This window comes from Pseudomonas mendocina, from assembly GCA_037482215.1.
GTDB lineage: Bacteria > Pseudomonadota > Gammaproteobacteria > Pseudomonadales > Pseudomonadaceae > Aquipseudomonas > Aquipseudomonas mendocina_E.
This window is the reverse complement of record CP148074.1, coordinates 4,088,768-4,104,782: the sequence shown is the minus strand read 5'-3', so window position 1 is coordinate 4,104,782 and position 16,015 is coordinate 4,088,768. Positions and strand designations below refer to the sequence as shown.

Sequence of the window (16,015 nt, the reverse complement as noted above, 5' to 3'; positions counted from 1 at the left end):
ACTTATCGGACTGTCAGTTTTGGGTGCGTTGCCGCCCGGCTTTTTCGAACTTTTATAATGGGGCGAGAGATTCCCTAATTGAAACGAGTTTGTCCAGAGTGTAGTGGCAAAATGGTTTTAGGCCAGTCGCGGCGCACGTTGGCCGTTATTTACTCAACGAAAGACCAGAGGGCAGGTTTTTCGGTTTCTTGATTCGCACGCGCTTCTGCCGGCTTTGCAGGCCACTTTCCAGGTTGACCTGGCTTTTGCTGACGCCGAACACGTCGCCAAGAAACGCCAGTAGATGGGCATTGGCCTTGCCGTCGACTGGCGGCGCGGTGAGGCGGATCTTCAGGCGGTCACCATGCAACCCGGCAAACTCATCACGGCTTGCCTTGGGTTGCAGGTGGCAGTCGAGGATAAGGTCATCCCCGTCCCAGCGGTAAAAACTCATCAGATCGCCAGGCTCAAACCTTGAAGCATGCCAGTCGAGATCGCCAGGTTGCGGATGACCAGCATGTCGATCAGGTTAAGGATCAGGAACGCCACGATCGGTGACAGGTCCAGGCCACCCAGGTTTGGCAGGAGGCGACGGATCGGTGCCAGCAGCGGTTCACAGATCTGATTGATCAGCATGGCGGTTGGGTTATGTGTGCCCTGGGCTACCCAGGACAGAATCACGCTGATGATCAAGGCAAAGAAGAACACCTTAAGGAACAGTGCGGTCACGCCAATGATCGACCACACCAGCAGTTGCAGCGGGTTGCCGAGGCCGTAGCCGGACAGCATCAACGTCAGGCCCATCAGCACCATCTGCACGATGATTGCGAGAATCAACGAAGCCAAATCCAAGCCCGCAAGGCTGGGAATGATCTTGCGCAGCGGACGCAGCAGCGGGTGGGTGGCGCGAACAATGAACTGGCTGACCGGGTTGTAGAAGTCAGCCCGAACCAGTTGCAGGATGAAACGCAGCAAAACGATCAACAGGTACAGACTGCCGATGGTTTGCAAGACATAAATGGCGGCGGTGTCTAATCCGTTCATGAAGCAGGATTCCTTATTTACCCAGTTGTTCGGCCAATTCGGCGGAGCGGTCAGCGGCTGCATTCAAGGCTTTTTCTACCAGCGCTTCAAAGCCGTCGGCCTGGAAGGTTTTGATGGCCGCTTCGGTAGTACCTGCCGGAGAGGTTACGCGGCGGCGCAGCTCGCTGGCATCCACATCGCTTGAAACAGCCATGCGGGCGGCGCCTAGTGCTGTTTGCAGTGTCAGTTGGGCTGCGGTCTCACGTGACAGGCCCAGTTTCTCACCGGCTGCGGTCATCGCCTCAATTAGCAAGAAGAAGTAAGCCGGGCCCGAGCCCGACACTGCGGTCACTGCATCTATTTGCTCTTCAGTATCCAGCCAGACACTGATACCAACGGCACCGAGCAGCTCCTGAGCCTGGGTGCGCTGTTCGTCGCTGACCTGGGCGTTGGCGAACAAACCGCTGGCGCCTTCGCGCAGCAGGGCTGGGGTGTTGGGCATGCAGCGTACGATAGCGCGCGGCCCCAACCAGCTTTGCAGGCTGGCACAGCTGATGCCCGCCGCGATGGACACGATCAGTTGCTGTGGGGTGACATGGGGTGCCAGATCTAGGCAGACGTCTTTCATGACCTGTGGCTTAACCGAGAGCACAACTACGTCTGCACCCTTAATCGCTTCAGCGTTGGACTCGAAAGTGGCTATCCCGTGTTCCGCAGTAATCTTGCTGCGTTGTTCGGCGCCGCGGTCGCTGGCGCGGATCGCGCTGGCTTCAATGCCCTGAGCGCGTAGGCCACCAATGAGGCTGGCAGCCATGTTGCCGGCGCCGACAAAGGCAATGCGAGGAGTGGTCATAAATCTGTTCCTTTTAAAACGCTGAAGGCAATCAGCTACTGTAGTCCCGTGCGCCAAACAAGGCGGTGCCGATACGCACCCACGTTGCACCTTCGGCTATGGCGGCTTCTAAATCATGGCTCATGCCCATGGACAAAGTGTCCAACGGCAGGTTCAGGCTTTCTTGCAGCGTGCGCAGTTTGGCAAAGGCTGCACGTTGTTGGACAGGATCATCTGTCGGCTCTGGAATAGCCATCAGGCCACGCAGCCGAAGGTTGGGCAGTTGTGTAACCGCATGTGCCAAGCCGCTGACTTCTTCGGGTGAGCAGCCAGATTTACTGTCTTCTCCGCTGACGTTCACTTGCAGGCAGATGTTCAGTGGCTCTAGCCCGGCAGGGCGTTGTGCCGAGAGGCGTTCGGCAATCTTCAGGCGATCAACCGAGTGCACCCAGTCAAAGTGCTCGGCAATGGGCCGGGTTTTATTGGACTGAATCGGGCCAATAAAATGCCAAGTCAGGGATAAATCCTGAAGCTGTGCTTGTTTATCTAATGCTTCCTGCAAGTAATTTTCGCCAAAGTCGCGAAGGCCCGCGCTAAAGGCCTCGCGGATAGCTTCAGCCGGTTTGGTTTTGCTTACAGCAAGCAGGCCAACGGCCGAACTTTCACGGTTTGCGGCCTGCATTGCTGCGTCAATCCGCTTGCCGACCTTTGCAATATTCTCTGCTATCGTGGACATTATTTGCGCCCGCCGCTTGGGTTTCGCGGCATTCTACCTGCTTGTTTGCCATTAGGGAGTCCCATGGATATCACTGAGTTGCTGGCCTTTAGCGCCAAGCAAGGTGCATCGGACCTGCATCTTTCCGCTGGCCTGCCACCGATGATCCGCGTTGACGGCGATGTCCGTCGCATCAATTTGCCTGCCATGGATCACAAGCAGGTACACGCGCTGATTTACGACATCATGAACGATAAACAGCGTAAGGATTACGAAGAGTTCCTGGAGACTGACTTTTCTTTCGAAGTGCCGGGCGTAGCGCGCTTCCGGGTTAACGCATTCAACCAAAATCGTGGTGCTGGTGCGGTATTCCGTACGATTCCATCCAAGGTTTTGAGCATGGATGACCTGGGAATGGGCGAGATTTTCCGCACGATTGCCGATGTTCCGCGTGGATTGGTGTTGGTGACTGGGCCAACCGGTTCGGGTAAATCGACCACCCTGGCGGCGATGCTCGACTACATCAATAACAACAAATACCACCACATTTTGACGGTGGAAGATCCAATCGAATTCGTTCACGAATCGAAGAAGTGCCTGGTCAACCAGCGTGAAGTTCACCGTGACACTTTGGGCTTTAGTGAAGCGCTGCGTTCGGCGCTGCGGGAAGACCCGGACATCATCCTCGTGGGTGAGATGCGTGACTTGGAAACCATCCGTTTGGCACTGACAGCGGCGGAAACCGGTCACCTTGTGTTCGGCACCCTGCACACCACCTCGGCGGCCAAGACCATCGACCGTGTGGTTGACGTGTTCCCCGCTGAAGAAAAATCCATGGTTCGTTCCATGCTGTCTGAATCGTTGCAGGCGGTGATTTCGCAGACCCTGCTGAAGAAGATCGGCGGTGGCCGGGTGGCTGCTCACGAGATCATGATTGGTACACCTGCCATCCGTAACTTGATCCGTGAGGACAAGGTGGCGCAGATGTATTCGGCTATCCAGACAGGTGGCTCACTGGGCATGCAGACCCTGGATTCCTGTCTCAAGGGCTTGGTGGCTAAGGGCGTCGTATCCCGTGATGCGGCTCGTGAAAAAGCTAAAACGCCAGAAAATTTCTAAAAATAGTGTTTCCCGGCATTGTTAAGGTGCCGGTTTGTCTGGTGGCGTACCGCACACGCCACCGTGTTTAGCGCTTATGTGCGGTGTTGGTAGGGGAGCCACAATGGAATTCGAAAAACTGCTGCGCCTGATGGTGGAAAAAAGTGCATCCGACCTATTCATCACGGCCGGTGTACCACCGTCGATGAAGGTCAATGGCAAGCTGATCCCCATTACTAAAACACCGATGTCGCCTGAGCAAACCCGGGAAACCGTGTTCTCAGTGATGAACGAGCAGCAGCGCCGCGATTTTGCTGAGCACCACGAGTGTAACTTCGCGATCAGCGCCCGTGGTATTGGCCGCTTCCGCGTTAGTGCTTTCTATCAGCGCAACCTCGCGGGGATGGTACTGCGGCGGATCGAAACCAGAATTCCGACCATGGAGGAGCTGAAACTCCCTGAGATCCTCCAGACCCTGGCCATGACCAAACGTGGTCTGGTGCTCTTTGTGGGGGCAACCGGCACCGGTAAATCCACATCCCTTGCCGCGATGATTGGCTATCGCAACCGCAACAGCAGTGGTCACATCATCAGCATCGAAGACCCGATTGAGTTTATCCACCAGCACCAGAGCTGCATTGTGACGCAGCGTGAGGTGGGCATTGACACTGAGTCTTTCGATGTCGCACTGAAGAACACCCTGCGTCAGGCGCCAGATGTGATTCTGATCGGTGAGGTGCGTACCCGCGAGACAATGGATCATGCCATTGCTTTTGCAGAAACCGGCCACCTGTGTCTTGCCACGTTGCACGCCAACAACGCCAACCAGGCGCTGGATCGGATCATCAACTTCTTCCCAGCTGACCGCCAAGGCCAGGTGTGGATGGATTTGTCCCTCAACCTTAAAGCCATTGTTGCCCAGCAGTTGGTTCCAACGCCTGATGGCAAAGGACGCCGTGCTGTGATCGAGGTGCTGATTAACACCCCACTGGTGGCAGACCTGATTCGTAAAGGCGAGGTCCACGAGCTGAAGTCGCTGATGAAGCGCTCCACCGAGCACGGTATGCAAACGTTCGATCAGGACCTGTACAAGCTCTACACCCAGGGTGAGATCACTTACGAAGATGCATTGCTGCATGCTGACTCGGCCAACGATCTGCGCCTAATGATCAAGCTCGGTGCGGAAACCGTCAGCGATAACCAAAACTCCATGACCAACCTCACTCAAGGCTTATCGCTGGAGGCCGAGGATTCTACGGGCAGACGTTTTCGCTAACGATTTTTATTGCCGATAAAGATCGTTCTTCGACTAATCTTCAGGTGCTGTAGTAATTATTTTGTATTAGACGGAGAAAGACACATGGCGCGACAGGACACGCACAGTAAGGTAATCGGTTACCTGCTATGGATTTTCGGTTTCTTGGGTTCACACCGTTTTTACTACGGTAAACCAATAACTGGCACCATCTGGTTCTTTACCTTAGGGCTGTTCTTCATCGGCTGGATTATTGACTTGTTCCTGATCCCGGCCATGGACCGCGATGCTGATAATCGCTTTACCGCCGGGGAAACCGATTACAACGTCGCCTGGATACTCCTGACCTTCCTGGGTGTATTCGGCGTGCACCGCATGTACATGGGTAAGTGGATCACTGGTTTGATCTATCTGTGCACAGGCGGCTTGCTGTTTATTGGTGTGCTGTATGACTTCTGGACCCTTAACAGCCAGATTTCAGAGAAAAACAACAGCCAGCGCTGAAACCCGCGCTAAACGAAGAAGCCCGCCAAATGGCGGGCTTCTTCGTTATTGGGTCGATCAAGCCTGATAGCTGATGCGACCGTCCACCAAGGTGTAGCGCACAGCGCCTGGCAGGCAGTGGCCTATGAATGGGCAGTTAGAGCCCTTCGAGTACCAGGTTTCACCCACCAGCGTTGAAGCCTGCGGATCGAACAGCAGCAGGTCAGCTGGAGCACCGTTGCTGATGCGTCCCAGCGGCAGGCGCAGGGCGTCAGCTGGACCGCTGCTAAGGCGGGCCAGCAGGGTAGGCAGGTCCAGCAGGCCGTCTTGTACTAGCGTCAGGGCCAGAGGCAGCAAGGCTTGTACGCTGCTTATGCCTGGCTCGGTCTGGCCGAATGGCGCCAACTTGGCATCGCGCTCATGAGGCTGATGGTGGCTGGCAATAGCGCTGATCACACCGCTTTTAACCGCGGCGCGCAGGGCTTCGCGGTCAGCTTGCGTACGCAGCGGCGGCTGCACGTGATACAGGCTGGAGAAGTTAAGCAGGGCTTCGTCCGTCAGAATCAACTGATACATGGCTACATCAGCCGTGACAGGCAGGCCACGGGCCTGAGCCTCAGCAATCAGTTGAACGCCACGTGCGCTGGTCAGGTGGCTGAAGTGGGCGCGCACACCGGCTTGCTCCACCAGCAGCAGGTCGCGGGCTAAAGCAACGGTTTCTGCGGCTTCCGGAATGCCTGGCAAGCCAAGGAAGCTGGCGGTTGCACCTTCGTGGGCCAGACCGCCTTCGGCCAGATCATAGTCCTGAGACTGGAACACCACAGTCAGGTCAAAGGTGGCTGCATATTCCAACGCACGGCGAAGGTTACGGTTATTGCGGAAATTGTTGAGGCCGTTAGTGAATGCCACACAGCCCGCGTCACGTAGCGCAACCAGCTCTGCCAACTGCTCACCTTCCAGGCCTTTGCTCAGGGCGCCCATCGGCAGCACCTTCGCGTGACCGGCTTCACGCGCGCGGTCGAGGATCAGCTCAGCCACTGCCGAGGTGTCGAGCACCGGGCGGGTGATCGGAGGACAGCACAGGCTGGTCACACCACCAGCGGCCGCCGCAAGGGTTTCAGTGCTTATGGTGCCTTTACGGCTGTAGCCGGGCTCACGCAGCGAAACGTTGAGGTCAACGAGGCCGGGGGCTGCAACCAAACCGGTAGCATCGATGGTTTGTTCGGCTTCGAAACCCTCAGGTGCTTGGCCCACACTGAGAATTTTGCCGTTGGCAATGTAAAGATCGGCCTGCTGGTCGAAGCCGCTGCTCGGGTCAATGACACGAGCGCCGAGGATACGGGTACGCATCAGTTTTGCTCCTCGGAGTCCAGGTTAAGTTGTCGCTGTGCTGCCTGACCGCTCATGGCCATGGACAGCACGGCCATACGGATGGCAATACCGTAGGTGACCTGATTGAGGATCACCGATTGCGGTCCGTCAGCCACGGCGGACTCGATCTCTACGCCACGGTTGATCGGGCCCGGGTGCATGACCAGCGCATCCGGCTTGGCCAGCTTGAGGCGTTCTTCGGTCAGGCCGAACAGGCGGTAGAACTCGCCTTCGCTGGGCAGCAGACCGCCGGCCATGCGCTCGCGTTGCAAGCGCAGCATGATCACCACGTCCACGTCCTTGAGTCCGGCAGCCATGTCGCTGTAGACGGTCACGCCATATTGCTCAATGCCAACAGGCAGCAGGGTTTTCGGGGCGATCACGCGGATATCAGGGCAGCCGAGGGTCTTCAGTGCCAGCATGTTGGAGCGGGCAACCCGTGAGTGCAGGATGTCGCCAACGATGGCCACCGAGAGGTTCTCGAAACCGCCCTTGTGGCGGCGGATGGTGAGCATGTCCAGCATGCCCTGGGTCGGGTGAGCGTGACGGCCGTCACCGCCATTGATGATGGCCAGGTTCGGGCAGACGTGCTCGGCGATAAAGTGTGCGGCGCCTGAGTCTGCATGGCGCACGACAAAGATGTCGGCCGCCATGGCTTCGAGGTTGCGCAGGGTGTCGAACAGGGTTTCACCTTTGCTGGTGGAGCTGGTCGACACGTTCAAGCTGATCACGTCAGCGGACAGGCGCTGAGCAGCCAGTTCAAACGTGGTACGGGTACGGGTGGAGTTCTCGAAGAACACGTTGCACACGGTCTTGCCGCGCAGCAGCGGGACTTTCTTTACAGCTCGGGCACCGACTTCGAGAAACGAGTCGGCAGTATCCAGAATTTCTGTCAGCAACTCCTTGGGCAGGCCGTCGAGGGACAGAAAGTGGCGGAGCTGACCGAGGTCATTCAGTTGCAGCGGGCGCTTGTCGGCGAGTGGCGTCATCGCGGGGAGTCTCAGTTGGCGAGCGTTTGCAGCTCGAGGGTCAGCGGCGTTGGGCCAGACAATTTTACCCGTTGATTGGCATCAAGTGACAGGGTTGCACCGACTACATCGGGTCGCACCGGCAGCTCACGCGCATCCAGGTCGAGCAGGGTGACCAGGGTTACACTGGCAGGTCGACCGTAGTCGAACAGCTCGTTCAGAGCCGCGCGGATCGTGCGCCCGCTCATCAGTACGTCATCAATCAGGACCAGATGCTGGCCTTCGATTTCGAACGGCAGGTCGGAAGGTTTGACCTGTGGATGCAGGCCGTTCTGCGTGAAATCGTCGCGGTAGAACGACACGTCCAGTGTGCCAAGTGGTGCTTGAGTACCTAGCTCACTTAACAACGCTTGGGCGACCCATACACCGCCGGTGCGGATGCCGATAAAGTGCGGCTCACGGATGGCGCGTTTGTTCAGGTGGCTGGTCAAGGCTGCGGCCATTTGCGGAAGCAGTTCGGCCGGGTTCGGTAAGCTCATGCAGTTCTCCTGATTTTCTGTGCGCTTCGGCTGTCGGCAAGGCCGCTGTTAGCCGTAATGATGTTCAAGCCAGCCCTGGAGTAATAATGCCGCCGCTAAGGCGTCGACTGGGCGCTCGCGGTAGCCACTGTTCTGGCCTTGGCGCAGACGCTGGCCTTTGGCTTCGAAGGTGGTCAGACGTTCGTCGTGGGTGTGTACGGGCAGGTTGTAGCGGCCATTGAGGCGGCGGGCGAACTTTTCTGCACGCTCGCTCATTTCGCTACGGCTGCCATCCATGTTCAGCGGCAGGCCAACGACAATGGCGTCCGGCTGCCATTCTTTGATCAATGCTTCGACCTTCTGCCAGTCGGGTACGCCGTTCTGTGCTTTGAGAATGCACAGTTCACGGGCTTGCCCGGTGATGACTTGGCCGACGGCAACGCCGATCTGTTTTGTGCCGTAGTCAAAGCCCAGCAGCAGGCGAACGGGTTTAACCTGTTCCGTACTCATCAGGCGTGCCCAGCTTGCGAGGTCAGCAGACTGAGGTTGATACCCAGCTGCGCAGCAGAGGCATTCAGACGCTGATCGTAAGGAATGTCGAAGATGATTGAGGGCTCGGCTGGGCAGGTCAGCCAGGTATTGTCAGCCAGCTCTGCCTCAAGTTGGCCTGCGTCCCACCCGGCATAGCCCAGGGTGATCAGGTATTTGTCCGGGCCGGTGCCTGCGGCGATGGCAAACAGGATGTCCTGAGAGGTCGATAGGCTGAGCTCGCCCAGTTCCATGGTGGACTGGTAGACCGGCCCTTGCGGATGCAGGACGAAACCACGATCCGTCTGCACGGGCCCACCGCCATAAATAGGCAGGCTGTGGCACAGTGCCGGAATGGCTTCGTCTGGGCGCAGTTGTTCGAGCACGTCGGCCAGGTTTAGGCCGTTCGGCTTATTGAGTACGAGGCCCATGGCGCCGTGCTCGTTATGGTCGACCAGGTAAGTGACTGTTTGTGCGAAATTCGGATCGGCCATGTGCGGCATGGCGATCAGAAAGTGATTTTTCAGGTAGCTTGGGTTGGCGTCTTTCATGGCGCTAGTTTCAGGCTTCCGGCATGCGGCTTCAAGCGCTGACTGCCCAGTTGTAGCACGCAGCAGCGATATCAGTTGCTTTGCAGGCGGTCGCCGCGCTCAAAACGCCAGGTGCGGATGATTTCCAGCCGATCAATGTCAGCCAGATCGCCAGCGAACGGTGCAAATGGGGCCGCCAGTCGGACGATGCGTAGCGCAGCTTGATCCAACAACGGTTGCCCGGATGACTCCAGTACTTGAACTTCGTACAGCGTGCCGTCGCGGTTGATCGAAACCAGTAAGCGCAGGCTGCCGTAGATTTGCTTGCGGCGAGCCTCGTCCGGGTAATTGAGGTTGCCGACCCGTTCGACTTTCTTACGCCATTCGTCTTTGTACCAGGCGCCTTTGTCGCGCATGGTTGAGGCTGCATTAAGCCGGTGAATTTTTGGGCGTTTGGCGTATTGCTGCACTTCCATGGCCAGCTCAGCTTCCAGGCTGGCAATTTCAGAGGACAGCTGGGCGCTGTCAAATACCGGGGCTGGGCGAGCTGTAGGTGTTGGCTTGGTTTCTTCCCGCTTAACCGGCGTTTTCTGTGGTTGAGGTGATTTTGTCGCTACGGCGGCCTTGGGGGCTTGTGGCTTTACGGCCGGAGGGGGCTCTGGGGTCGCCGGTGGGGTGACCTTTTTAACCTGAGTATCTTGGAACAGGGCTTGTTCGGTGGTCTTGGGAGCGGCCTTGTGGTCCAGCGTGCCGCTACCTTGCTGGTTGTCTTGGGCAAGGAAGTCAGCGTCTTTAGGCTTTTCTTCGCTTTTGAAGGTGGAAAGGGTGACTTCCAGGGTTTTGCTGATCTGACTCGGGTCGGACAGGGTGAAGCCGAGCCCGAGGATCAGCACAACATGCAGCACAGCCGCAATGAACAAGGTAAAGCCCAGGCGATCTGCCGGCTGGATACCAGGCTTGGCAACTTCAGATTGTCGGGCTTTTGATTTCATCGCTTGTGGCGTTTGTCGAAGTTGTCGCGCAGTCTGCCGACGGCGCGAGCAAATGTCTACGCAGCGCTGCGTTCAGCCAGTTTTTCCGCAATCTTGTCCATCAGGCGCTCACCAATACGGGTGTCGAAGGCGGCGTCTATCTCGCGGATGCAGGTTGGGCTGGTGACGTTAATTTCGGTCAGGTGATCCCCAATCACGTCCAAGCCTACGAAAATTAGGCCTTTCTCGCGCAGGGTTGGGCCCACGGCAGCGGCAATTTCCTTATCCCTTTCGGTCAGCGGGCGTGCCTCGCCGCGGCCACCAGCTGCCAGGTTGCCACGGGTTTCACCCGCAGCTGGGATGCGTGCCAGGCAGTAAGGCACTGGTTCGCCGTCTATCATCAGGATGCGTTTGTCACCGTCTTTGATAGCAGGCAGGTAGGCCTGTGCCATGATCTGCTGCTGACCGTGGTTGGTTAAAGTCTCCAGAATAACGGAGAGATTTGGATCACCTTCGCGGTGGCGGAAGATCAAAGATCCACCCATTCCATCTAGTGGTTTGAGAATGATGTCACGTTGTTCGCGTGCAAAGTCTCTCAGAATGTCGGACCGGCGGCTGACAATGGTGGTTGGCGTGTACTGGCTGAACTGAGTCGCAAAGTACTTTTCGTTGCAGTCGCGCAGGCTCTGTGGGCGGTTTACTACGAGAACACCTGCTTGCTCGGCTTGCTCCAGCAGGTAGGTGGAGTAGATAAACTCGTTATCGAAGGGCGGATCTTTGCGCATCAGGATCACGTCCAGCTCGCTTAACGCAATATTTTGCTCCTCTTCGAGTTCAAACCAATGATCTGGGTCATTGAATACGCGCAGTGGGGAGGCTTTAGCACGGGCTTCTCCCTTAAACTGGAAGAGGTCTTTCTGTTCCATGTAGAAAAGGGACCAGCCGCGGGCTTGAGCTGCTAAGAGCATGGCCAGAGAACTGTCCTTTTTGAAGGTGATCTGGCTGATTGGATCCATGACAATGCCGAGGCGGACGCTCATGGCGATATTCTCCGTGTAATGGTTGCAGCTTAAGCTGGGTGTGACAGAAAGGTGTGTCAGGGTGGCGTTGGTGGGGCAGGTGGTCAAGGGGAAAACTGCCTAAATCCGCTATATAGATTGCATCTGGAGAGTGTGCTACAAAGGCCGGACGATTGGGGTACAGCCCATCGGTGACAGGGCCGCAGTTGCGCTGATATAACTGAAAATAAAGATTCACCGAGGCGATGGTAGGGCAAACATGGAACAGCATTCCGAAGGGTTGAGGGTGATGGTGATTGACGATTCGAAAACGATTCGTCGGACTGCCGAGACCCTGCTGAAAAAGGTCGGCTGCGATGTTGTGACCGCAGTCGATGGCTTTGATGCTTTGGCAAAAATTGCAGATACCCATCCTAATATCATTTTTGTCGACATCATGATGCCGCGTCTTGATGGCTATCAGACGTGTGCGCTCATTAAGAACAACAGTTCTTTCAAAGGTACGCCGGTGATCATGCTGTCCTCCAAAGATGGCCTGTTCGATAAGGCTAAAGGGCGCATTGTCGGCTCTGATCAGTACCTGACCAAACCATTCAGCAAAGAAGAGCTGCTTGGCGCGATCAAGGCCCATGTGCCTGGTTTTACGCCTGTTGAGCACGCTTCCTGACGCTGGGCTGAATAGCAGCAGAGCGTTCCATAAAAGTATTAGGACACACTATGGCTCGAATTCTTGTAGTTGATGACTCTCCGACCGAAATGTACAAGCTGACCGCCATGTTGGAAAAACACGGTCATCAAGTCCTTAAGGCAGAAAATGGTGCCGACGGTGTTGCGCTGGCTCGTCAGGAGAAGCCCGATGCCGTGCTGATGGATATCGTGATGCCGGGGCTCAATGGCTTTCAGGCCACTCGTCAGCTGACTAAAGATGCTGAGACCAGCCATATCCCAGTGATTATCGTGACGACTAAGGACCAGGAGACCGACAAGGTCTGGGGTAAGCGTCAAGGGGCTAAGGACTATCTGACCAAGCCGGTTGACGAAGCCACCCTGATCAAAACGCTGGGCGCGGTCCTGGCCGGTTAATCCGGATTCTGTCCGTAATTCACTGCATAGGGCTTCAGTCGGCATGTCGGACGCGCAAACACCTTTTCAGATTTTGCAGGGCATTGACAGTCTCTGTCGTTCCCTGGCCGCAGGCCTGCCTTCGCAACAGGAAGTTGTACAGACATGGAGTGGCATCGGCTTTCGTATGGGGGACCGCTACTTCGTCGCGCCCATGGGGGAGGTTGGCGAGGTATTGCACGAGCCGCGTTACACCTTGTTGCCTGGTGTGAAAAGCTGGGTTAAAGGCGTCGCCAACGTGCGGGGGCGTCTGTTGCCGGTTATGGATCTGTGTGGTTTTTTCGGGGGTGAGCTTTCGCCTCTGCGTAAAAAACGCCGTGTACTGGTAGTCGATCATCAGGAGGTTTTTGCCGGCCTGACAGTCGATGAGGTATTCGGTATGCAGCACTTTCTTGTGGATGCATTTTCGGAGCAGCTTCCGCCACTGGAGGCGTCAATTGCTCCTTTTATCCATGGTGTATTTCAACGCGAGCAACCTTGGTTGGTGTTCAGCCCTCATACGCTGGCACAGAACCCGGAGTTTCTCGACGTAGCCTATTAGAAGAATATTCGCGGGCCGGCTTGCTGGCCTTTTGGCGTTAGATGGAAATCGAAGTGAGGGTCCAGGCGGGGGCCATGACATGAAAAAAATTAAACTGGGTAATTTGTTTGCTGACACGCGCAGCGGCCGACTGATTGCGGGACTGTTCCTTGTCCTGATCGTTTCAATCGTCCTGCTGTTCGCCAACTTTGCTTACCTCAACACGCAGTCCAACTACGATACCGAGTACATCGGTCACGCGGGTGAGCTGCGCGTGCTGTCACAGCGTATCGCTAAAAACTCCACCGAAGCAGCAGCTGGTAAGCCTGAGGCGTTCAAGCTGTTGCGTGAGGCGCGTAACGATTTCATGGTTCGTTGGGGAGCGCTGACTGACGGTGACAACGAAAGCGGTGTGCCAGCAGCCCCGGCTTCGCTGAAGGGCGAGATGGACGCCGTGCAGCAGGATTGGGATGTGCTGCGGCAGAACACCGACGCCATTCTGGCCAACGAACAGACTGTACTCTCTCTGCACCAGGTCGCCGCTACACTGGCCGAGACCATTCCGCAGCTGCAAGTTGAGTACGAGGAAGTGGTCGATATTCTGCTTGATAGCGGCGCGCCTTCCGCTCAAGTGGCAGTAGCCCAGCGTCAGTCGCTGCTGGCAGAACGTATTCTCGGCTCGGTCAACAAGGTACTGGCCGGTGATGAAGACTCGGTGCAAGCCGCTGACACCTTCGGCCGTGACGCCAGCCTGTTCGGTCGCGTACTCAGCGCGATGATCGAAGGCAACACCGCCATGGAAATTGCTAAGGTGACTGATGCCGAGGCCCGTGAGCGCCTGGCCGAGATTTCCGAACTGTTCGAATTCGTTTCCGGTTCTGTGGATGAAATTCTCGAAACCTCACCTGAGCTGTTCCAGGTGCGTGAGTCGGCCAACATCATCTTCACCGTATCGCAAACCCTGCTGGACAAAGCGTCGACCTTGGCTCAAGGCTTCGAGAATTTGGCCGCGGGTCGTGCCATCAACACCATCGCCGGTTATGTGCTGGGCTTCCTCGCCCTGGCCTCGATTATCCTGATCGGCTGGATCATCATGGCTGAAACCAAGCGCCGTCTGGACGAAACCGCTGAGAAGAACGAACGAAACCAGACCGCGATTCTGCGACTGCTCGATGAGATCGGTGACCTCGCGGACGGTGACCTGACAGTAGCTGCAACCGTAACCGAGGACTTCACTGGTGCGATTGCTGACTCCATCAACTACTCCATCGACCAGCTGCGTGACCTGGTAGCCACCATTAACCTGACCGCCGTTCAGGTAGCCGGTGCTGCCCAGGAAACCCAGGCCACAGCGATGCACCTTGCGGAAGCTTCTGAGCACCAAGCTCAGGAGATTGCCGGTGCGTCCGCCGCGATCAACGAAATGGCGGTGTCTATTGACCAGGTATCGGCAAACGCCGCGGAATCCTCTGCGGTAGCGGAACGTTCCGTAGCCATCGCCAACAAGGGTAATGAGGTTGTACACAACACCATTACCGGCATGGATAACATCCGTGAACAGATTCAGGACACCTCTAAGCGGATTAAACGCCTCGGTGAGTCGTCCCAGGAGATCGGTGACATCGTTAGTCTGATTAACGACATTGCTGACCAGACCAACATCCTCGCACTTAACGCAGCGATCCAGGCATCCATGGCCGGTGACGCGGGCCGAGGCTTCGCCGTGGTAGCGGACGAAGTACAACGCCTTGCAGAACGTTCCTCGGCGGCAACCAAGCAGATCGAGGCGCTGGTTAAAACGATTCAGACCGACACCAACGAAGCCGTAATCTCCATGGAACAGACCACCACTGAGGTGGTGCGTGGTGCTCGCCTGGCGCAGGACGCCGGTGTGGCGCTGGAAGAGATTGAGAAGGTATCCAAGTCGCTGGCGGCGTTGATTCAAAACATCTCCAACGCTGCTCGCCAGCAGGCGTCGTCGGCAGGCCATATTTCCAACACGATGAACGTGATTCAGGAAATTACCTCGCAGACTTCGTCGGGTACCACCGCCACTGCGCGCAGCATTGGTAACCTGGCGAAGATGGCCTCGGAAATGCGTAAGTCAGTATCCGGCTTCACCTTGCCAGACGGGGATCAGGCGTAAGGCGCAGTGTGGCGGGCTGAAGGGCCTGCCACACAGGAATAATGGCCGTGAGTGAGGGGCGGGAGATGCAGTCAGGCGTGTGGGCCTTGCAGCCTCTGGCAGATATGAGTGTCGCGGAGTTTCGTGACTGGCAGGTGCTGCTCGAGGAGCGCACCGGTGTTGTGGTCAACGAACAGCGCCGCTCATTTTTGCAGACCAACCTGACAGCGCGCATGCGCGAGTTGGGAGTCGAGGGCTATAGCGCCTACTACCAGCGCGTGACTGATGGCCCGCGTGGGGCTGTGGAATGGTCAACACTACTGGATCGTCTGACTGTCCAGGAGACCCGATTCTTTCGCCACCAGCCGTCATTCGATGTGCTTGAAACATACCTGCGCGAGCGTTTGCAGCAAGGGCTGAAACAGCCTCTGGCCTTGTGGAGTGTGGGCTGTGCCAGTGGGGAGGAGCCCTACTCACTGGCCATCTGTGCCGCAGAGGTGTTGCGTGGGAGCGAATTCGAGGGGCAGTTCGGCGTCACAGCAACGGATATCAGCCTTAACGCGTTGAGTAAGGCGCGGGATGCGCAATTCAGCGCCCGGCGATTCGAGCATGTTGATGCTGAGTTGTGTAAGCGTTATTTCCAGGCCCAGGAAGATGGTCGCTTTAAGGTTTTACCCAGTCTGGCCAGCCGTGTCTGTTGTGCGCGCCTGAATGTGCTGGAGCTTAACAAAGCGCCCATGTCCGGTATGGACGTAATTTTTTGTCAGAACTTGCTGATCTATTTTCGTCGCTGGCGCCGCCGCGAGATTCTCAACCACTTAGCCGAGCGCTTGGCGCCGGGCGGATTGCTGGTTGTGGGCGTGGGGGAAGTGGCCGGGTGGCAACACCCGGAGTTGGTGCCGGTTGCTGACGAGCGAGTGCTGGCGTTTACCCGTCAGGGATAAGGCAGAAGAGCCAA

At 56.9% G+C, this 16,015-nt stretch carries 19 protein-coding genes; 8 read left to right on the top strand and 11 right to left on the bottom strand.

Going from position 1 to position 16,015, the window contains the following annotated elements; translation table 11 throughout:
- Positions 1-145: 145 nt before the first annotated feature.
- The 4 genes from WG219_19005 to WG219_18990 are packed head-to-tail and all read right to left on the bottom strand — an operon-like array spanning position 146 to position 2,570.
- Positions 146-433 (bottom strand): DUF167 domain-containing protein, encoded by a 288-nt coding sequence (locus tag WG219_19005; GenBank protein WXL25366.1) that lies wholly within the window; start codon positions 431-433, stop codon positions 146-148.
- Entirely contained in the window at positions 433-1,023 is a 591-nt protein-coding gene (locus tag WG219_19000; GenBank protein ID WXL25365.1) for a YggT family protein, read from the bottom strand. Before WG219_19000 ends, WG219_19005 begins: the two co-directional genes overlap by 1 nt.
- Positions 1,024-1,036: 13 nt before the next feature.
- A complete protein-coding gene (proC, locus tag WG219_18995) occupies positions 1,037-1,855 on the bottom strand; it encodes a pyrroline-5-carboxylate reductase (protein ID WXL25364.1) in 819 nt (272 codons plus the stop codon).
- Between the two features lie 31 nt (positions 1,856-1,886).
- Entirely contained in the window at positions 1,887-2,570 is a 684-nt protein-coding gene (locus WG219_18990; protein WXL25363.1) for a YggS family pyridoxal phosphate-dependent enzyme, read from the bottom strand.
- Between the two features lie 63 nt (positions 2,571-2,633).
- Here WG219_18990 and WG219_18985 point away from each other — a divergent pair, with 63 nt between their 5' ends.
- The 3 genes from WG219_18985 to WG219_18975 all read left to right on the top strand — a co-directional run bounded on the left by WG219_18985 (position 2,634) and on the right by WG219_18975 (position 5,406).
- The gene (locus tag WG219_18985; GenBank protein WXL25362.1) at positions 2,634-3,668 is read left to right on the top strand and encodes a type IV pilus twitching motility protein PilT; all 1,035 of its coding nucleotides are present in this window, start codon (positions 2,634-2,636) and stop codon (positions 3,666-3,668) included.
- A 103-nt stretch (positions 3,669-3,771) separates the two neighbouring features.
- Positions 3,772-4,923 carry a PilT/PilU family type 4a pilus ATPase gene (locus WG219_18980; GenBank protein WXL25361.1) on the top strand — a complete coding sequence of 384 codons (1,152 nt, stop codon included), beginning with the start codon at positions 3,772-3,774 and terminating at the stop codon, positions 4,921-4,923.
- An 84-nt stretch (positions 4,924-5,007) separates the two neighbouring features.
- Positions 5,008-5,406, top strand: a complete 399-nt coding sequence (locus tag WG219_18975) for a TM2 domain-containing protein (GenBank protein ID WXL25360.1) — start codon at positions 5,008-5,010, stop codon at positions 5,404-5,406.
- A 57-nt stretch (positions 5,407-5,463) separates the two neighbouring features.
- Here WG219_18975 and WG219_18970 read toward each other — a convergent pair whose 3' ends face one another.
- The 7 genes from WG219_18970 to gshB all read right to left on the bottom strand — a co-directional run bounded on the left by WG219_18970 (position 5,464) and on the right by gshB (position 11,311).
- Positions 5,464-6,735 (bottom strand): dihydroorotase, encoded by a 1,272-nt coding sequence (locus tag WG219_18970; protein WXL25359.1) that lies wholly within the window; start codon positions 6,733-6,735, stop codon positions 5,464-5,466.
- Entirely contained in the window at positions 6,735-7,745 is a 1,011-nt protein-coding gene (locus tag WG219_18965; protein WXL25358.1) for an aspartate carbamoyltransferase catalytic subunit, read from the bottom strand. The genes WG219_18970 and WG219_18965 overlap by 1 nt, the downstream gene beginning before the upstream one ends.
- A gap of 11 nt (positions 7,746-7,756) precedes the next feature.
- Positions 7,757-8,263: a bifunctional pyr operon transcriptional regulator/uracil phosphoribosyltransferase PyrR gene (pyrR, locus tag WG219_18960; protein ID WXL25357.1), complete on the bottom strand. Its 507-nt coding sequence runs from the start codon at positions 8,261-8,263 to the stop codon at positions 7,757-7,759.
- Positions 8,264-8,311: 48 nt separating this feature from the next.
- Positions 8,312-8,752, bottom strand: a complete 441-nt coding sequence (ruvX, locus tag WG219_18955; GenBank protein WXL25356.1) for a Holliday junction resolvase RuvX — start codon at positions 8,750-8,752, stop codon at positions 8,312-8,314.
- The gene (locus tag WG219_18950) at positions 8,752-9,321 is read right to left on the bottom strand and encodes a YqgE/AlgH family protein (GenBank protein ID WXL25355.1); all 570 of its coding nucleotides are present in this window, start codon (positions 9,319-9,321) and stop codon (positions 8,752-8,754) included. The genes ruvX and WG219_18950 overlap by 1 nt, the downstream gene beginning before the upstream one ends.
- 71 nt (positions 9,322-9,392) lie before the next feature.
- Positions 9,393-10,292 (bottom strand): energy transducer TonB, encoded by a 900-nt coding sequence (locus WG219_18945; protein WXL25354.1) that lies wholly within the window; start codon positions 10,290-10,292, stop codon positions 9,393-9,395.
- 56 nt (positions 10,293-10,348) lie between these two features.
- Positions 10,349-11,311 (bottom strand): glutathione synthase, encoded by a 963-nt coding sequence (gshB, locus tag WG219_18940; GenBank protein WXL25353.1) that lies wholly within the window; start codon positions 11,309-11,311, stop codon positions 10,349-10,351.
- A gap of 238 nt (positions 11,312-11,549) precedes the next feature.
- Here gshB and pilG point away from each other — a divergent pair, with 238 nt between their 5' ends.
- The 5 genes from pilG to WG219_18915 all read left to right on the top strand — a co-directional run bounded on the left by pilG (position 11,550) and on the right by WG219_18915 (position 16,001).
- Complete coding sequence (gene pilG / locus WG219_18935; protein WXL25352.1) at positions 11,550-11,957, top strand: twitching motility response regulator PilG; 408 nt, start codon at positions 11,550-11,552, stop codon at positions 11,955-11,957.
- A gap of 50 nt (positions 11,958-12,007) precedes the next feature.
- A complete protein-coding gene (pilH, locus tag WG219_18930) occupies positions 12,008-12,373 on the top strand; it encodes a twitching motility response regulator PilH (GenBank protein WXL25351.1) in 366 nt (121 codons plus the stop codon).
- A gap of 43 nt (positions 12,374-12,416) precedes the next feature.
- Positions 12,417-12,953: a chemotaxis protein CheW gene (locus WG219_18925; GenBank protein WXL25350.1), complete on the top strand. Its 537-nt coding sequence runs from the start codon at positions 12,417-12,419 to the stop codon at positions 12,951-12,953.
- Between the two features lie 79 nt (positions 12,954-13,032).
- Positions 13,033-15,078 (top strand): methyl-accepting chemotaxis protein, encoded by a 2,046-nt coding sequence (locus WG219_18920; protein WXL25349.1) that lies wholly within the window; start codon positions 13,033-13,035, stop codon positions 15,076-15,078.
- A 65-nt stretch (positions 15,079-15,143) separates the two neighbouring features.
- Entirely contained in the window at positions 15,144-16,001 is an 858-nt protein-coding gene (locus WG219_18915; protein ID WXL28045.1) for a CheR family methyltransferase, read from the top strand.
- Positions 16,002-16,015: the final 14 nt, after the last annotated feature.

What these genes read in the sequence shown, in the direction of transcription:
- pyrR (WXL25357.1), bottom strand. Translation starts at nt 8,263, where the DNA reads ATGAGCTTACCGAACCCGGCCGAACTGCTTCCGCAAATGGCCGCAGCC.
- WG219_19005 (WXL25366.1), bottom strand. Translation starts at nt 433, where the DNA reads ATGAGTTTTTACCGCTGGGACGGGGATGACCTTATCCTCGACTGCCAC.
- WG219_18990 (WXL25363.1), bottom strand. Translation starts at nt 2,570, where the DNA reads ATGTCCACGATAGCAGAGAATATTGCAAAGGTCGGCAAGCGGATTGAC.
- pilH (WXL25351.1), top strand. Translation starts at nt 12,008, where the DNA reads ATGGCTCGAATTCTTGTAGTTGATGACTCTCCGACCGAAATGTACAAG.
- ruvX (WXL25356.1), bottom strand. Translation starts at nt 8,752, where the DNA reads ATGAGTACGGAACAGGTTAAACCCGTTCGCCTGCTGCTGGGCTTTGAC.
- WG219_18950 (WXL25355.1), bottom strand. Translation starts at nt 9,321, where the DNA reads ATGAAAGACGCCAACCCAAGCTACCTGAAAAATCACTTTCTGATCGCC.
- WG219_18970 (WXL25359.1), bottom strand. Translation starts at nt 6,735, where the DNA reads ATGCGTACCCGTATCCTCGGCGCTCGTGTCATTGACCCGAGCAGCGGC.
- WG219_19000 (WXL25365.1), bottom strand. Translation starts at nt 1,023, where the DNA reads ATGAACGGATTAGACACCGCCGCCATTTATGTCTTGCAAACCATCGGC.
- WG219_18915 (WXL28045.1), top strand. Translation starts at nt 15,144, where the DNA reads ATGCAGTCAGGCGTGTGGGCCTTGCAGCCTCTGGCAGATATGAGTGTC.
- WG219_18945 (WXL25354.1), bottom strand. Translation starts at nt 10,292, where the DNA reads ATGAAATCAAAAGCCCGACAATCTGAAGTTGCCAAGCCTGGTATCCAG.
- proC (WXL25364.1), bottom strand. Translation starts at nt 1,855, where the DNA reads ATGACCACTCCTCGCATTGCCTTTGTCGGCGCCGGCAACATGGCTGCC.
- WG219_18985 (WXL25362.1), top strand. Translation starts at nt 2,634, where the DNA reads ATGGATATCACTGAGTTGCTGGCCTTTAGCGCCAAGCAAGGTGCATCG.
- WG219_18980 (WXL25361.1), top strand. Translation starts at nt 3,772, where the DNA reads ATGGAATTCGAAAAACTGCTGCGCCTGATGGTGGAAAAAAGTGCATCC.
- pilG (WXL25352.1), top strand. Translation starts at nt 11,550, where the DNA reads ATGGAACAGCATTCCGAAGGGTTGAGGGTGATGGTGATTGACGATTCG.
- gshB (WXL25353.1), bottom strand. Translation starts at nt 11,311, where the DNA reads ATGAGCGTCCGCCTCGGCATTGTCATGGATCCAATCAGCCAGATCACC.
- WG219_18925 (WXL25350.1), top strand. Translation starts at nt 12,417, where the DNA reads ATGTCGGACGCGCAAACACCTTTTCAGATTTTGCAGGGCATTGACAGT.
- WG219_18965 (WXL25358.1), bottom strand. Translation starts at nt 7,745, where the DNA reads ATGACGCCACTCGCCGACAAGCGCCCGCTGCAACTGAATGACCTCGGT.
- WG219_18920 (WXL25349.1), top strand. Translation starts at nt 13,033, where the DNA reads ATGAAAAAAATTAAACTGGGTAATTTGTTTGCTGACACGCGCAGCGGC.
- WG219_18975 (WXL25360.1), top strand. Translation starts at nt 5,008, where the DNA reads ATGGCGCGACAGGACACGCACAGTAAGGTAATCGGTTACCTGCTATGG.